Origin of the sequence: Rathayibacter sp. AY1C7 (genome assembly GCF_002931865.1) — a bacterium.
Taxonomy (GTDB): domain Bacteria; phylum Actinomycetota; class Actinomycetes; order Actinomycetales; family Microbacteriaceae; genus Rathayibacter.
This window is the reverse complement of the sequence record NZ_PSWB01000015.1, coordinates 37,435-52,796: the sequence shown is the minus strand read 5'-3', so window position 1 is coordinate 52,796 and position 15,362 is coordinate 37,435. Positions and strand designations below refer to the sequence as shown.

Genomic DNA, 15,362 nt, shown 5'->3' with positions numbered 1-15,362 from the left:
GTTCCCCGGCGGCCCGCGTGGCGGGACGCGCCTCCGCGGGCGGATACCGTGGACCCATGCGACTCGGCGTGCTCGACATCGGCTCCAACACGGTCCACCTGCTCCTCGTCGACGCGCACCCCGGCGCCCGCCCGGTGCCCTACCGCTCGCACAAGCGGAGCCTCGCTCTCGTGGCGCACCTCGACGAGGCGGGGGAGATCACCGAGCGGGGCCAGCGCGAGCTGATCGCGTTCGTGACCGAGGCCGCGGAGGTCGCCCGCGAGCACCGCGCGGAGGACCTGCTGGCGTTCGCGACCTCGGCGATCCGCGAGGCCGGCAACGGCGCGGCTGTCCTCGACCGGGTCCGCGCCGAGACGGGAGTGCACCTCCAGGAGCTCGGCGGCGAGGCGGAGGCGTCGGCCACCTTCCTCGCCGTGCGCCGCTGGTTCGGCTGGGGCGCGGGCTCGATCCTGGACCTCGACATCGGCGGCGGCTCGTTCGAGCTCTCGATGGGCGTGGACGAGGTGCCCGAGCTCGCCGTGTCGGTCCCGCTCGGAGCGGGGCGGGTGACGCGGGACCTGCTGGTCGGCGATCCCGCCTCGGCCACGAGCGTGAAGGCCGCCCGGCGTCACGCCCGCGAGGTGCTCGCGGAGCCCGTCCGCGGCTTCCTCGCCCTGGGGCGCCCCGACCTGGTCGCAGGCACGTCGAAGACTTTCCGGTCTCTGGCGCGGATCACCGGCGCCGCTCCGAGCGCCGCCGGTCCGCTGGTGCGCCGGGAGCTGCACCTGGTCGACCTCCGGCTGTGGTCCGCCCGCCTCGCCGCGATCAGCGCGGCCGACCGCTCAGCGCTGCCCGGCGTCTCCGCTCTGCGGGCTCCGCAGCTGCTCGCGGGCGCTCTCGTCGCGGAGGCGGCCATGGACGCCCTCGGCATCGAGACGCTGGTGATCTGCCCCTGGGCCACCCGCGAGGGGCTGATCATCCGCCGCTTCGAGCTGCTCGACGCGCAGATCCAGCGCGAGGACGTTCAGCTCAGCGCGATGCTGTAGGACAGCGACCGCCGGCCGCCCGGCTCGAGGACGATCTGGCGCGGCTTGTCGACGATGTCGCCGTCCCAGCCCTCGGGGGTCGGGACGCTCCGCCAGGGCTCGAGGCAGACGAACGGGGCCCCGACGGGCTTCCACACGCCGACCACGTCGAAGTCCCCGGTGTCGACGACGATCGCGCGGGCGGCGCCGTCGGCCTCGAGCCGGAGGGTCCGCCGGCGCGGCTCGTCGAAGATCATCACGCCCTCCTCGAAGTGCGCGTCGTCCACTGTCAGGACCCCGTCCTCGAGCGGCGCCGGGTGGCGCGCCTCGAGCAGCAGGTTCTCCGGAGCGCGGCGGTACCCCTCCGGCTCGGGCTGCGCGAAGCGGATGCGGTGCTCGCCGCGGCCCTCGGGCAGCGGCAGCGCGAAGGCCGGGTGGTTGCCGAGCGAGAAGCCCAGCGGAGAGGGACCCCTGTTCTCGACGGTCTGGGTGATCCGGAGCGAGGCGCCGGTCACGGCGTAGGCGATGAGGAGCGTCCAGTCGAAGGGGAACACCGCGCGCGTGGCGTCGTCGCTCCGGAGCCGGAACACCGCCTCGTCCGCCGAGACGCCCGCGAGCTCGAAGACCCGGTCCCGCGCGAAGCCGTGCTGCCCCATCCGGTGGTCCGCGCCGTCGTGGTGCAGCGTGTCGCCGGGGAGGCGCCCGATGATCGGGAACAGGACGGGAGCGTGCCGGCGCCACTCCGGGCCGGCCTGCCACAGGTACTCGCGGCCCTCGTCGTCGCGGAGGGACGTCATCTCGGCCCCGGCGGTCGTCAGGGCGAGGCGCAGGCTCTCGCTGCCGAGGGTGAGGACGGTGGGCGCGGGGGAGTCGCTGCTGGTCATCCTCCGATTCTGCCCGTCACGCGGTGCGGGCGGGGGTGTCGGCGGCGCGTGGCAGCATGGGGCGGTGCCTCCCGAGTCGACCCCCTCCTCCTGGCGCGCCCGCATCGGCGAGCTCAGCGGATCCGCCGAGGCCGAGTCGCCGCCCGTCCTCACGCCGATCGGGCTGCAGTTCGAGCTGCGCCGGCTGGTGCGCCGGGCCGACGATCCGTGGCGGGCGCCGGCGAGCGAGCGCGTCACGGCGAAGACCTACGACGCCGACGAGCGCCGCGACCACCGTCTGGCCACCCGCCCCGTCGTCCGCGGGCGCGGGGGCGCCTGGAACCGCACCACCCTGACCTGGAAGTCGCTGAACTTCCAGACCCACCGGCTCTCGCTCGACCCCGCTCACCAGCGCTGGTTCGCCGAGTTCGCGGCTCTGCACCGCGCCACGCGCACCGTCCACCTGGGGCAGGACCCCGACTGGATCCACCTCGACGACTACGAGAGCCCGCTGCTCTGGCGGCTGCTCGAGCAGGCGCAGGCCGCCGGGATCCCGCTGCTCGGCCCGGAGAAGGGCGCGGTCCGCCTCGCCGGACCCGCCCATGTGGCGGTGACGGTCTCGGCCGAGGAGGGAGGCCTGCGGCTGCGGCCCGTCCTGCGGATCGACGGCGCGGAGCACTCACCCGAGTCGGCGCGTCCGGTCGCCCGGCACGGCGTGTACGCGGTCGAGGGCGGCGATCCGTCCTCGCTCCTGCTCGCGCCCGCGTCCCTGCCCTTCGACGACGAGGAGCTGCGGCTCCTCGACCACCCCGAGGAGACGGAGGTCCCGGCGGAGGACGTGCCCGAGTTCGTCGGCGAGCACCTCCCCGCCCTCCGCGGCCGCGTCGCGGTCCGCGAGGAGGGCGTCGACCTCGTCCTGGACGATCCGGAGCCCCCGCGCCTGGTCTGCACGGTCTCGTTCGAGCCGCGGCGCGCCGTCAGGGTGGGCTGGCACTGGCGCCGCTCGCCCGATCGCGCGGGCGAGCTCGACGGCACGGCCGACGCCGCTCTCGAGCGCGCGGTGCTCCGCCGGGTGCGCTCGGTGCTCGGCGAGGCCGGGTCCGCTCTCGTGCCGGAGCCGGGGACGAGCGCGGTCCTGCGCGGGGCCGAGGCGGCGGTGTTCGTGGTGGAGCAGCTCCCGCAGCTGGAGGGGATCGGCGGGGTCCGGATCGAGCGCGAGGGCGCGGCCCCGGACTACCGCCTGCTGACCGGACCGCTCACGCTCACCATCACCGCGGTCGACACCGAGAGCGCCGACTGGTTCGACCTCGGCGTCGTCGTGACCATCGGCGACGCGACCGTGCCGTTCCTGCCCCTCTTCCGCGCTCTGGCCGCGGGCGGCGACCGCATCCGCCTGGTCGACCACTCCTACCTCTCGCTCGCGCACCCCGGCCTCGACCGGCTCCGGGAACTGCTGACCCGGGCAGACGAGCTCGAGGAGTGGGAGACGGGACCGCGGCTCGGCCGGCACCAGGCCGGGCTGTGGAACGAGCTGGAGGAGCTCGCCGACGAGAGCGTCCCCTCCGACGCGTGGCGCGCCGTGCTCGACTCCGCGCTGGCCGCCGGGTCGCCGGAGGACGTGGAGCCGCCGGAGGGCCTGACCGCCCGGCTGCGTCCGTACCAGCGGGCGGGCTACGCCTGGCTCGTGCACCGCCTCCGTCACGGGCTCGGCGGGATCCTGGCCGACGACATGGGCCTCGGCAAGACCCTGCAGGCGCTGGCCATGATGCTCGACGCGGTCGAGGAGGCGGGCCGCGCCGGGATCCGCCGCGCGCCGTTCCTCGTGGTCGCCCCCACCTCGGTCGTGCCGGGCTGGCGCTCGGAGGCCGAGCGCTTCGCGCCCGCCCTGCGCGTCCACGTCGTCGCGAGCTCGCGGGAGGGCGCGCTCGACGCGATCCCGGCCGACGCGGACGTGGTCCTCACCAGCTACGCGGTCCTGCGCCTCGGCGGCGAGCGCTGGGCGTCGAGGACGTGGTCGGCGCTGATCCTCGACGAGGCCCAGTTCGTCAAGAACCCCGCCTCGCAGACGCACCGGGCCGCCCGCGAGGTCGGCGCGCCCGTCACGCTCGCGCTCACCGGCACACCGCTGGAGAACTCGCTCGACGAGCTCTGGGCGGTCCTCGCCCTGGTGGCGCCCGGGCTCCTGCCGCCGCTGCGCCGCTTCCGCGAGGAGTACACCCGGCCGATCCTGCACGCGGAGGCGCCCGTCGGCATCGCCTCGCCCGATCTGTCCGAGGGACGGACCGTCAGCCACACCGAGGGCGCGCGCCGCCGCCTCGAGAGACTGCGCCGACGACTGCGTCCGTTCCTGCTCCGCCGCACCAAGGAGGCGGTGGCGCCGGAGCTCCCCGAGAAGCAGGAGCAGACGATCGAGGTCGCGCTGACCCCCGCCCACCGGGTGCTCTACGACGGCTACCTCCAGCGCGAGCGGCGGAAGCTCCTGGGTCTGGTCGACGACCTCGACCGGCAGCGCTTCACGGTGTTCCGATCGCTCACCCTCCTGCGCCTGCTCGCGCTCGACGCGTCCCTGGTCGACCCGGCCTACCGGCACGTCCCGTCCGCGAAGCTCGACGTGCTCGTCGAGCAGCTCGACGACGTGATCGCGGAAGGCCGTCGGGCCCTCGTCTTCAGCACCTTCACCTCGTACCTGGAGCGGGCGGGGGAGCGGCTGCGTCGGCGCGGCATCCCGTTCGTGCAGCTCGACGGCTCCACGCGGGACCGCGCGGGAGTGATCGAGGAGTTCCGCTCCGGAGCCGCGCCCGTCTTCCTGATCAGCCTGAAGGCGGGCGGCACCGGGCTCACCCTCACCGAGGCCGACCACGTCTTCATCCTCGACCCGTGGTGGAACCCGGCGGCCGAGGCGCAGGCCGTCGACCGCGCGCACCGCATCGGCCAGGAGCGGCGGGTGAACGTGTACCGGCTGGTGGCGACGGACACGATCGAGGAGAAGATCGTGCGCCTCCAGGAGCGCAAGGGCCGCCTCAGCACGGCGGTGCTCGACGAGGGCGAGCTCTTCGCCCGGGCGCTGTCGGCCGACGACGTCCGCGAACTGCTGGCCGAGTGACGACGGCCCCACGAAGGGTGACAGAACGGCCAGCCGCGGCCCAGGATCCGAGCGCACACTGAGCGGATGAGACGCCGCCGCCCCCGCCCCCGCGCCGACTGGATCGTGGCCCTCGAGAAGGGCGACGACGCCGGGCTCTTCGGACCGGGCAGCGCGGTCTGGGCCGTCAACGGCGGCCTGCCCACGATGATCGCCGGAGTGCGGGCTCTGCTCATGCAGACCCTCCACGCCGGAGCGATGGCCGGTGTGCACGACCACTCCCGCTACCGCGAGGACCCGATGGGCCGCCTCGACAACACGGTCCGCTGGGTCCTGACCACCAGCTTCGGCGACACCGCCGCGGCAAGTGGAGCGGCGCGCTGGGTGACCGGCGTGCACGAGCGGATCGTCGGCTCCTACGAGGACGCCGGCGGGCGCGAGCGCTCCTACTCGGCGCAGGACCCCCGCCTGCTGCTCTGGGTGCACGACGCCTTCACCGACGCGTTCCTCGGCGCCCACGAGATCTGGGGCGGACGGATCCCCGGCGGCCCCGACGCCTACGTGCGCGAGTGGGCCGCCTCCGGCCGGCTGCTCGGAGTGGAGGATCCGCCCGAGAGCGTCGCGGAGCTCCGCGCGCAGCTCGCCGGATTCGCGGGCGAGCTCAAGCCCGACGCACGCGTGCACGAGGCGGTCGGCTTCCTCCGCGACATCCGGCTGCCGGGCGAGGCGGGCGTGGTCTACCCGCTGCTGTTCGCCGGCGCGGTCGCCTCGCTCAGCCCCGAGGTGCGGAGGCTCCTGGGCCTCCGGCGCCCGTGGTGGCCCGCGATCACGGCGAACCGTCTGCTGTTCGTGTTCCTGGGCCGGTATCTCGGCCGGGTGTCGCCGAGCGAGCAGGCCGCGATCGACCGCATCGCCGGCCTCGATCAGGTGCACACCGACGCCTGACGCTCTTCCCGTACACCTGTCCGGGAAGTGGTAGACTGACGTCGATGACTCCCGCCCGCCTCGCCTCCGTGCCCGCGGCGGAGTCCCCCTCGGCGCTCGGCTCCGCCGATCCGCGAGCCCGGCGCACCCGCCGCCGCGTGTTCGACGCCGTCGAGCGGCTCGTCATGCAGAGCGACGGCGAGAGGGCCGAGGGCATCGCCGTGAGCGACATCGTGCGCGAGGCCGGGATCAGCCGCAGCTCGTTCTACGCCCACTTCGACGACGCGGCGGGAGTCGCCTCCGCGCTGCTCCGCCAGGACCTCGTGGTCGCCGACGTCGCCGAGGGCGATCCCGCCGACCGCTCCGGGGCCGACGCCCTGCAGCGCGGCTACTCGCGGCTCGTCGAGCGGCTGGTCGACCGCCACGCCTTCCATGCCCGGCTCCGCGCGCGGGCCTCCGCCCGGGTCGCCTCCGACGACGCCGTGCTCGACACGGCGCTCGCCCTGCACCGCGAGGTGCTCGCCCGGGTCGACGTCCCCGCAGCGGTCGATCCCGAGCTCACCGCGGTCTTCGCGGCCGGCGGCGTCCTCTCCGTGGTCGGCGCCTGGCTCGCCGGCTCCCTCGACGGCACCGACGAGGAGCTGGTCGAGCACCTCGTCGCGCTGCTCCCGGCCTGGCTCGCCGCGGCGCCGCTGCGCCCCCTGGACTCCTCACTCCCACCACGCCCCACGACGAAAGGCACGACATGATGACATTCGAGGTCGGCGAGACCCTGGTCTACCCGCACCACGGAGCGGTGACGATCACCGGGCTCGAGAAGCGCTCGGTCAAGGGCGTCGAGAAGACGTTCATGACGATGAACGTGCACACCAGCGAGCTCACCATCACCCTCCCCGTCGAGAACGCCGAGCTCGTCGGCGTCCGCGAGATCATCGACGACGCCGGAGTCCAGGCGGTCTACGACGTCCTGCGCAGCGACGTCGCGGAGGAGGCCAGCAACTGGTCCCGCCGCTTCAAGGCCAACCAGGAGAAGATGGCCAGCGGCAGCGTGTACCGCGTCAGCGAGGTCGTCCGCGACCTGTGGCGCCGCGAGCAGGCGGGCGGCGTCTCGGCCGGCGAGAAGCGGATGCTCCTCAAGGCGCGTCAGATCCTCGTGTCGGAGCTCTCGCTCGCCCTGAAGGGCACCGACGAGGAGGCCTCGGCCAAGCTCGACGAGGTCCTCGCCTCGGCGATCTGACCCCGCGTCGCGGCGGGTCGGCTCACTCGGGCCGGCACGCCGCGATGATCCTCGCGGCGACCTCGTCCTGCGAGGCGGAGCCGTCGATCCGCACCAGGAGCTCGCGCTCGTCGTAGACCTCCGCCAGAGGAGCCGTCTCGCGCTCGTAGACCTCGATCCGGTTCCGCACCACCTCGGGGTCGTCGTCGGCGCGGTCCTGCTCCTGCGCCCGCACGTGCAGCCGTTCGAGGACCACGTCCGCGTCGGCCGTCAGCAGCACGACGCACGAGAGCGGCGTGCCCCGCTCCTCGAGGAGCTCCGCCAGCGCGTCCACCTGGGCGAGCGTGCGCGGGTAGCCGTCGAGGATGAACCCGTCCCGGGCGTCCTCCTCGGCGATGCGCTCGGCGACCAGGGCGTTCGTCAGCTCGTCCGGCACGTACTCGCCGGCCTCCACGAGCGCCCGCAGACGCCGTCCGAGGTCGGTGCCGTCGGCGACGTGCGCGCGGAACAGATCGCCGGTGGAGATCGCCGGCACCCCCAGCTCGCGCGACAGCACGGCCGCCTGGGTGCCCTTGCCCACGCCGGGCGGGCCCATCATGATGACGCGCATCGCTCGTCCTCCTCGGTGTCGTCAGGCGATGCTAGCGGTGCGGAGCGGGGTGGCCGGTGCACACCGCGCCCGTAGGCTGGCGGGACGAGCCGAGGAGGAGCGATGCCCGCAGCACCCGGGGCCGAGCAGGCCGCCGCCGATCTGGCCGCGCTCCTGCGCGAGGTCTCCGCCGAGCTCGACGCCCGCGGCATCGCCGACCAGGCCGTCGCCGAGCTGCGGACGCCGCGCGCGATCCTCGGCTTCCGCCGCAAGCCGGTGATGGCGCCGGTGACCCGCGCGTGGCGCCTCGGCGTGGTGCTCCTCGGACGCGAGGGCGAGCTCCTCGCGACGGGCTCCGTCACGCGTGCCGTCGCTCCGCTGCACGCCAACAACCAGTCCGAGTCGCAGGAGGCGCGCCGCGAGATCCGGCGCGCCGCCTTCGACGGTCTGTTCCAGGAGGGCGAGATCGTCAACTACGGCTGGCGGCGCCTCGCACTGGACGCCGCAGCGCTCGAGTGGGGCCAGGAGCCGCTGGCCCTGCGCGGCTCCGAGGTGCTCGTGCGCTGGGCGCCCGGTCTGGGCGAGCAGGGACTGATGCCGCTGCGCAGGTACCTGGCCGACCGCCTCGACCTCCTCGAGGCCGACTAGCGCCGGGTCACTCCTCCTCGGCCACCGGGTGGAACCACGGCGGGTAGACGGCGACGCGGGGAGAGGCGTCGATGCCCTCGAAGAGAGCCTTGACGCGGTTGCGGGCGGCGACCGACGCCACGCCGACCGTCGCGACGCCCTCGAGCGGGAAGCGCTCGGGCACGAGCGCCTCGGCGCTACGCAGGGCCGGCTCGTCGACCAGGAGGCGCGCGAAGGTGCGCACGAGCGCGTCGCCCTCGGTGAAGCGCGTGAGGACGTGGGAGGCGTCGCCGTCGCTCAGCACCGGGGCGGAGGCGAGCGAGCCCACCAGGACGACGTACTGCGAGGCGGTGGTCTCGTGGGCGCTCGGCGACCAGTGCGGAGCGACCCGCTCGCCGCGCAGGTCGGCCCAGAGGGCGGCGTCGGGGGAGAGGAAGAAGGGCACGAAGCCGGCAACGCTCACGCCGTCCTTCACCTGCACGGCTCGGCGGTGCTCGCGGGTGGTCTCGGCGCTGACGTCGATCGCGGGGCGCTCCTGGAGCTGCTGGTCCGCCAGGATCGCGCCGGCGGCGACGATCGCCTCGAGGTTGTCGAGGTGGGTGACGTGGTAGATCCGCTGCGCGGCGATGTCGACCTTCGGCAGGGGCTTCTCGCGCGCCGTGCCGCGGGCGGCGGCGCGGGCGGTGGCCGCACGGGAGGTCCCGGGCACGCGCGCGGGGGCGCGGGTGGCACGGCCGACCTGCTCGGGGAGCTTCTTCGGGGTGCAGACGTCGCAGAGCGCGATGTCGAGGCCGTGGATGCATTCGGTGGGCACTCTGGATTCCTTCTGCGCGCGGGCTCGGGGTTCCGCCGCAGGGACGACGTTACGCGACCGGGGCCCCCGCGCGTCCCGGCGGCGGGGATCTGCGGAGCCGCGGCGTCCGCCCGGGCATCCTCTGGGAGGCGCCGGAGCACCGCTCCCCGACGCGTAGCGTGAGCGGGATGAAGCGCGTGCCGCCCGCCGAGGGCCAGGAATCCGTCTGGGACTACCCGCGACCCCCGAGGGTCGAGACCACCGCCGAGCACGTGGTCGTGCGGCTGGGCGGCGTCGTCGTCGCCGAGACCCGCGACGCTCTCCGCGTCCTCGAGACGAGCCACCCTCCCGTCTACTACCTCCCCGTGTCCTCGTTCGCGCCCGGGGCGCTCGAGCCCGCGCCCGGCCGCAGCATCTGCGAGTTCAAGGGCGCGGCCTCCTACCTGACCCTGCGCGGGGGAGGAGGAGCGGTCGCGGAGGCGGCGGGCTGGACGTACCCCGAGCCGATGGCCGGCTTCGAGGCCCTCGTCGACACCGTCGCCCTCTACCCCGGCCGGATGGACTCCTGCACGGTCGACGGCGAGGCGGTCCAGCCACAGCCGGGCGACTTCTACGGCGGCTGGATCACCTCGCGCGTGGTCGGTCCGTTCAAGGGCTCGCCGGGCACGATGTTCTGGTGAATCAGACGGGGGAGGGCGGACCGAGCGGGTCCTGGACGAGGACCGCTCGTGCGGCGTCGATCCCCGAGGCCTCCAGCGTCCATTCCGGCCGCACCAGGGTCTCCGGTGTGACGCGGAACCGCAGCTCCTCGACCGACATACCGTCCGGACCGACGATCCGGTGCGTCCCGTTCGGCCGGTAGCCGAGGGCCTCCGAGACCCGGATCGAGCGGGTGTTCCAGGCGAGAGCGGCGCTCTCGGCGACCTCGGCTCCGAGGTGGTCGAAGGCGAGGAGGAGCACGGCGGCGCGCATCTCCCGCCCGAGGCCGCGGCCCTGCGCCGAGCGGGTGAGCCACGAGCCCGAGGTCAGGGTGCGGGTGGCGGCGAAGGACTCGGCGACCACGTCCTGGCAGCCGACGACCCGGCCGTCCTCGACCACGGCGAACGCGACGCGCCACGACTCCCGCGTCGTCTGCGCGCGCTGCGACCAGTGGAAGCGGGCGAGCTCGCCGGGCAGGCGCTCCGCCGGCGCCTCGGCCCAGGGGGAGGGGAACGGCGAGCGGCCGCTCTCGTGCACGCCCGCGAGGGCTGCCTCGGCGAGAGGGCCGAGGTCGGCGTCGCGGACCGGATGCAGCTCGAGCCGCGGCGTGCGCAGCTCCAGCGAGAACAGGGGCCAGGGGTCGGTGCTCATCCGACGACGCTAGCGAGCGGAGGCGCGCACCGCGCGACCAGGCGGGTACCGGTGGTGGGACTCGAACCCACAAGCCCTCTCGGACAGAGCATTTTGAGTGCCCCGCGTCTGCCATTCCGCCACACCGGCTCATCACCAGCCCGTCGAGAATACCGTAGGCTCATCGGCGTGACTGACCAGGAACCCTCGTCGACCGCACCCCGTCGGGTCGTCGTCGCCGAAGACGAATCCCTCATCCGCCTCGACATCGTGGAGATCCTCCGCGACAACGGCTTCGAGGTCGTCGGCGAGGCCGGCGACGGAGAGACCGCTGTGGCCCTCGCCACCGAGCTGCGCCCCGATCTCGTCATCATGGACGTCAAGATGCCCCAGCTCGACGGCATCTCGGCGGCCGAGCGCCTCTCTAAGGCGCACATCGCGCCCGTCGTCCTGCTCACCGCCTTCAGCCAGAAGGAGCTCGTCGAGCGCGCCAGCGAGGCCGGAGCGCTCGCCTACGTCGTGAAGCCCTTCACGCCCAACGACCTGCTGCCCGCGATCGAGATCGCCCTCTCGCGGTACGCCCAGATCCTCACCCTCGAGGCCGAGGTCGCCGACATGGTCGAGCGCTTCGAGACCCGCAAGCTCGTCGACCGCGCCAAGGGCCTGCTCAACGAGAAGATGGGGCTCACCGAGCCCGAGGCGTTCCGCTGGATCCAGAAGGCCTCCATGGACCGCCGGCTCACCATGCACGACGTCGCGCAGGCGATCATCGAGCAGCTGAACACGAAGAAGGCCTAGCGCGAGGCCGGGCCCGAGGGCCCACGGCCTCAGGGCCAGAGGCGGGTGCGCTCCCACGGGGAGCCGCCCGCCTCCGTCGTTCCCGGGCGGTACTCGAGACGGGTGTGATCCTGCTCCGGCGCGGTCGAGCCCTGCCAGAACTCGATGCGCTCGGGCACGACGCGGTAGACGGCCCACTCCCGGTCGAGCGTCGCGGGCGAGCAGCCCACGGCGACGCTGGTCTGGAGCGTGACGAGGCCGAAGTCCTGCGCGCTGCGCATCGGCTCGCTCTGGCGTCCGACGAGCAGGGCGGTGCGAGCGGCCTCGGAGCGGCGGCGGAAGTCGTCGGCCGACTCCTGCGCGGAGGCGCGCTCGACCCGGCCCTCGACCCGGACCTGACGGCCCTGGACCGGCCAGAAGAAGGTCAGCGCGGCGTGCGGGTTCTCCTCCATGGCGCGTCCCTTGGGGCTGGCGGCATGGGTGGAGAACGCCCAGCCCGCCTCGTCGATCTCGCGCAGCACGAGCACGCGCGCCGAGACGGTGCCGTCGTCGGAGGCGGTGGAGAGCGTGGCGCCGTGGGGGAGGAGCTGGCCCGCGTCCTTCGCCTCCTCGAGCCACTGCGCGAACAGCTCGAGAGGATCGGCCGGAGCCGCCTCCGCATCGAACGAGGGCAGCTCGGAGGGCATGGACGGGAGGCTCTTGAGGAGATGGCGAAGGCTCATCCGCTCAGTGTCGCCCTTCGGGCACCACCGGGCACAGTCGCGCGCCGTCGCTTGACAGTGCCGCTCGCCGCGGTGCCGGGTCCCCGAGCGGCGCGGCCGACCGGTCGATCCCCTGTCGCTCGCAGGCACGGGCGGTCCCGACGGCGGTCGCGGTCCTGGGCGTGGTCGTCGCCCTCCGCTCCCGCGAGGGGGACCCGTCCGCTCCCGTCAGCGGGCGTCGCGGATGATGTTGGTGATCCGCACGGTGGAGAGGCGGCGCCCCTCCTGGTCGCGCACGACGATCTCGTGGGTGGTGAGGGTGGAGCCCAGGTGGATCGCGTCGCAGGTGGCGATCACGAAGCCCGAGTGGACCGACCGGCTGTGGCTCGCGTTCAGCTCGATGCCCATCGCCAGGCGGCCCGCGCCGGCGTGCACGTTCGCCGCGATCGAGCCCATCGACTCGGCGAGCACGACGTGCGCGCCGCCGTGCAGGATGCCGACCGGCTGCCGGTTGCCCTCGACGGGCATCGAGGCCACCGAGTGCTGCGGGGTGAGCTCGTGCCAGAGGATCCCCATCCGCTCGGCGAGCTCGCCCATGCCGCGACCGATCCCGGCGACCAGGTCGAGCGCGGGCGGGCGGATCCAGGCGGTCGTGGTGGGGGTCGGCTCGGTCACGTCGCTCCTCGCGCTGGAGCCTCGGAGCGGCCCTGACCGGCGGGCGCGAGCGGGCCGATCCGGTGTCGGAGGCGCTGTGTAGTCTGGCCCTGTGTCAGATCCGGAACAGCCTACCCTCCTGCTCGTCGACGGCCATTCCCTGGCGTTCCGGGCGTTCTACGCGCTCCCGGTCGACAGCTTCCAGACCCGCGAGGGCCAGCACACGAACGCCATCCACGGCTTCCTCTCGATGCTGATCCTGCTGCTGAAGAACGAGAAGCCGACCCACCTCGGCGTCGCGTTCGACATCTCCCGCTACTCGTTCCGCACCCGCGAGTACCCGGAGTACAAGGGCACCCGCGGCGAGACGCCGCCCGAGTTCAAGGGCCAGGTCCCCCTCCTCGAGGAGGCGCTGCACGCCATGAACATCCGGACCGTCTCGAAGGAGGACTTCGAGGCCGACGACATCCTCGCGACGCTCGCGCGCCAGGGGGCCGAGGCCGGCTTCCGCGTGCTGGTCGTCTCGGGCGATCGCGACACCATCCAGCTGGTGACTCCGGACGTCACCCTGCTCTACCCCTCCACCCAGGGCGTCTCGCAGCTCACCCGCTACGACCGCGACAAGGTCTTCGAGAAGTACGGCGTCGAGCCGCACCAGTACCCCGAGATCGCCGCGCTCGTCGGCGAGACCAGCGACAACCTGCCCGGCGTCGACAAGGTCGGCCCCAAGACGGCCGCGAAGTGGGTCAACCAGTACGGCACGGTCGCCGACATCATCGCCCACGCCGACGAGATCAAGGGCGTGGTCGGCGAGAAGCTGCGCGAGCAGAAGGAGAACGCGCTCCGCAACCGCCGCCTCAACCGGCTGGTGACGGACGTCGAGCTCCCCCTCGGGCCGCACGATCTGACGCGCCGTCCGATCGATCCCGACGCGGTCCGCGAGATCTTCAGCCGCCTCGAGTTCAAGACCCTGCAGGAGCGGGTCCTCACGATCGCCGCGGAGGAGGGCGTCGACGGCGCTGCCGCGGCCCTGGCGGGCGACGTGGTCACGACCTCCGCACCCGCCGTCCGCACCCTGGTCGACGAGGAGCTCGCGCACTGGCTCGACCGCGTGTCGGCGAAGGGCACCGCGCCCGTCGCCGTGCAGGTCCTGCTCGGAGCCGGCGGGCTCGAGGGTGTGGGTCTCGCGGTCGAGAAGGAGACGGCGTTCGTCCCGTGGGCCGCTGAGCGGCCCGACTACACCGCGCTCGAGCAGTGGCTGGCCGGGCCCGCCCCCAAGTACTTCGCCGACGCGAAGCCCCAGATCAAGGCGCTGCGGAGGGCCGGACTCCCCGTCGCGGGGCTCTCGTTCGACACCCGCGTCGCCTCCTGGCTGGTGCAGCCCACCGGGCATCCGGCCACGCTCGCGGCGCAGGTCGCGCAGCACCTCGACGAGACCATGGCGCAGGGCGACCCGAACCAGCTGGTCCCCACCGTCGAGCCGATGGGGCCCGCCACCGAGGCCTGGTACGCGTACCGGCTCGTCGCTCCGCTGCGCGAGCGGCTGGGCGAGGGGATGCTCTCGGTGCTCGTCGACATCGAGCTGCCGATCGTCCAGGTCCTCGCGACGATGGAGCTCACCGGCGTCGCGATCGACGCCGACGTGCTGGCGCGCCTCCGCGCCGAGCTGACCGTCTCGGCCGCCGACCTCGCGAGCCGCGCGTTCGCCGAGATCGGCCACGAGATGAACCTCGGCTCGCCCAAGCAGCTGCAGCAGGTCCTCTTCGAGGAGCTCGACATGCCGCGCACCCGGGCCACGAAGACGGGCTACACCACCGACGCCTCCGCCCTCGCCGACCTGCAGGAGTCCCACCCGCACCCGTTCCTCGGGCTGCTCCTCGAGCACCGCGACGCGACCAAGCTCAAGCAGATCATCGAGACGCTCGAGAAGTCGGTCACCGCCGACGGCCGGATCCACACCAGCTACGACCAGACCGGCACGGCCACCGGCCGCATCTCCTCCAACGACCCGAACCTGCAGAACATCCCCGTCCGCAGCGAGGTGGGCCGCCGCATCCGCACCGCCTTCGTCCACGGAGCGGACGCGAGCACCCTCCTCACTGCCGACTACTCGCAGATCGAGATGCGGATCATGGCGCACCTCTCCGGGGACGCCGGGCTGATCGAGGCCTTCCACTCCGGCGAGGACCTGCACCGCTTCGTCGGATCGCGGATCTTCGGCGTCGATCCGGGCGACGTCACCTCGGCCATGCGCAACAAGGTCAAGGCGATGTCGTACGGCCTCGCCTACGGCCTGAGCGCCTTCGGCCTGTCGAAGCAGCTGCGCATCTCGAGCGCCGAGGCCAAGCAGCTGATGACCGACTACTTCGTCCGCTTCGGCGCGGTGCGCGACTACCTCCGCAGCGTCGTCGAGCAGGCCCGCGAGACCGGCTACACCGAGACGATCTTCGGACGCCGGCGTCCGTTCCCCGACCTGCAGAGCGCGAACCGCGTCCTCCGCGACAACGCCGAGAGGGCGGCACTCAACTCGCCGATCCAGGGCTCGGCCGCCGACATCATGAAGCGCGCGATGATCGGCGTGCAGGCCGACCTCGACGAGCAGGGGCTCGGCTCGCGGATGCTCCTCCAGGTGCACGACGAGCTGATCTTCGACGTCGCCCCCGGCGAGGAGGAGCCGCTCGAGGCGGTCGTACGCGGCCGGATGGCGGGTGCCGCCGACCTGAGCGTCCCGCTCGAGGTGCAGGTGGGCCACGGGTCCGACTGGGACGTCGCCGCGCACTGAGCCGGCCGCAGGGCCTGGCTA

The 15,362-nt window shown here is 73.5% G+C and carries 15 protein-coding genes and 1 tRNA gene; 9 read left to right on the top strand and 7 right to left on the bottom strand.

What is annotated here, in order from left to right; genetic code table 11:
• Positions 1–56 precede the first annotated feature (56 nt).
• Positions 57–1,025, top strand: a complete 969-nt coding sequence (locus C5C69_RS09705) for an exopolyphosphatase (protein ID WP_104232654.1) — start codon at positions 57–59, stop codon at positions 1,023–1,025.
• Here C5C69_RS09705 and C5C69_RS09700 read toward each other — a convergent pair.
• Complete coding sequence (locus C5C69_RS09700) at positions 1,004–1,888, bottom strand: aldose 1-epimerase family protein (protein WP_104221873.1); 885 nt, start codon at positions 1,886–1,888, stop codon at positions 1,004–1,006. The two genes, C5C69_RS09705 and C5C69_RS09700, sit on opposite strands and share 22 nt — an antisense overlap.
• A 64-nt stretch (positions 1,889–1,952) precedes the next feature.
• Between C5C69_RS09700 and C5C69_RS09695 the strand changes: the two genes are divergently transcribed.
• The 4 genes from C5C69_RS09695 to C5C69_RS09680 all read left to right on the top strand — a co-directional run bounded on the left by C5C69_RS09695 (position 1,953) and on the right by C5C69_RS09680 (position 7,110).
• Positions 1,953–4,970, top strand: coding sequence for a DEAD/DEAH box helicase (locus C5C69_RS09695; protein ID WP_258065287.1), 3,018 nt, complete (start codon positions 1,953–1,955; stop codon positions 4,968–4,970).
• A 66-nt stretch (positions 4,971–5,036) separates the two neighbouring features.
• On the top strand, positions 5,037–5,894 hold the full coding sequence (locus C5C69_RS09690) for an oxygenase MpaB family protein (RefSeq protein WP_104257832.1): 858 nt from the start codon (positions 5,037–5,039) through the stop codon (positions 5,892–5,894).
• 44 nt (positions 5,895–5,938) lie between these two features.
• Positions 5,939–6,622: a TetR/AcrR family transcriptional regulator gene (locus C5C69_RS09685; protein WP_104221877.1), complete on the top strand. Its 684-nt coding sequence runs from the start codon at positions 5,939–5,941 to the stop codon at positions 6,620–6,622.
• Complete coding sequence (locus C5C69_RS09680; RefSeq protein ID WP_068257183.1) at positions 6,622–7,110, top strand: CarD family transcriptional regulator; 489 nt, start codon at positions 6,622–6,624, stop codon at positions 7,108–7,110. The genes C5C69_RS09685 and C5C69_RS09680 overlap by 1 nt, the downstream gene beginning before the upstream one ends.
• A 22-nt stretch (positions 7,111–7,132) precedes the next feature.
• Here C5C69_RS09680 and C5C69_RS09675 read toward each other — a convergent pair whose 3' ends face one another.
• Positions 7,133–7,699 carry an adenylate kinase gene (locus C5C69_RS09675; protein WP_104221879.1) on the bottom strand — a complete coding sequence of 189 codons (567 nt, stop codon included), beginning with the start codon at positions 7,697–7,699 and terminating at the stop codon, positions 7,133–7,135.
• A gap of 102 nt (positions 7,700–7,801) precedes the next feature.
• Here C5C69_RS09675 and C5C69_RS09670 point away from each other — a divergent pair, with 102 nt between their 5' ends.
• A complete protein-coding gene (locus C5C69_RS09670) occupies positions 7,802–8,326 on the top strand; it encodes a hypothetical protein (RefSeq protein WP_104257831.1) in 525 nt (174 codons plus the stop codon).
• A 7-nt stretch (positions 8,327–8,333) separates the two neighbouring features.
• Here C5C69_RS09670 and C5C69_RS09665 read toward each other — a convergent pair whose 3' ends face one another.
• Entirely contained in the window at positions 8,334–9,119 is a 786-nt protein-coding gene (locus C5C69_RS09665) for a DarT ssDNA thymidine ADP-ribosyltransferase family protein (protein WP_104221883.1), read from the bottom strand.
• A 167-nt stretch (positions 9,120–9,286) separates the two neighbouring features.
• Between C5C69_RS09665 and C5C69_RS09660 the strand changes: the two genes are divergently transcribed.
• Positions 9,287–9,778 carry a DUF427 domain-containing protein gene (locus C5C69_RS09660; RefSeq protein ID WP_104257829.1) on the top strand — a complete coding sequence of 164 codons (492 nt, stop codon included), beginning with the start codon at positions 9,287–9,289 and terminating at the stop codon, positions 9,776–9,778.
• A gap of 1 nt (position 9,779) precedes the next feature.
• Here the strand turns inward: C5C69_RS09660 and C5C69_RS09655 are convergent, their stop codons facing one another.
• Positions 9,780–10,448, bottom strand: a complete 669-nt coding sequence (locus C5C69_RS09655) for a GNAT family N-acetyltransferase (RefSeq protein ID WP_104257828.1) — start codon at positions 10,446–10,448, stop codon at positions 9,780–9,782.
• A gap of 46 nt (positions 10,449–10,494) precedes the next feature.
• Positions 10,495–10,577 (bottom strand) — tRNA-Leu (locus C5C69_RS09650).
• A gap of 39 nt (positions 10,578–10,616) precedes the next feature.
• Here C5C69_RS09650 and C5C69_RS09645 point away from each other — a divergent pair.
• Positions 10,617–11,225 (top strand): ANTAR domain-containing response regulator, encoded by a 609-nt coding sequence (locus C5C69_RS09645; RefSeq protein WP_104257827.1) that lies wholly within the window; start codon positions 10,617–10,619, stop codon positions 11,223–11,225.
• Between the two features lie 29 nt (positions 11,226–11,254).
• Here the strand turns inward: C5C69_RS09645 and C5C69_RS09640 are convergent, their stop codons facing one another.
• Positions 11,255–11,926: a pyridoxal 5'-phosphate synthase gene (locus C5C69_RS09640; protein ID WP_104257826.1), complete on the bottom strand. Its 672-nt coding sequence runs from the start codon at positions 11,924–11,926 to the stop codon at positions 11,255–11,257.
• 207 nt (positions 11,927–12,133) lie between these two features.
• Complete coding sequence (locus C5C69_RS09635) at positions 12,134–12,580, bottom strand: PaaI family thioesterase (protein WP_374953047.1); 447 nt, start codon at positions 12,578–12,580, stop codon at positions 12,134–12,136.
• Positions 12,581–12,671: 91 nt separating this feature from the next.
• Here C5C69_RS09635 and polA point away from each other — a divergent pair, with 91 nt between their 5' ends.
• Entirely contained in the window at positions 12,672–15,341 is a 2,670-nt protein-coding gene (polA, locus tag C5C69_RS09630; protein ID WP_104257825.1) for a DNA polymerase I, read from the top strand.
• Positions 15,342–15,362: the final 21 nt, after the last annotated feature.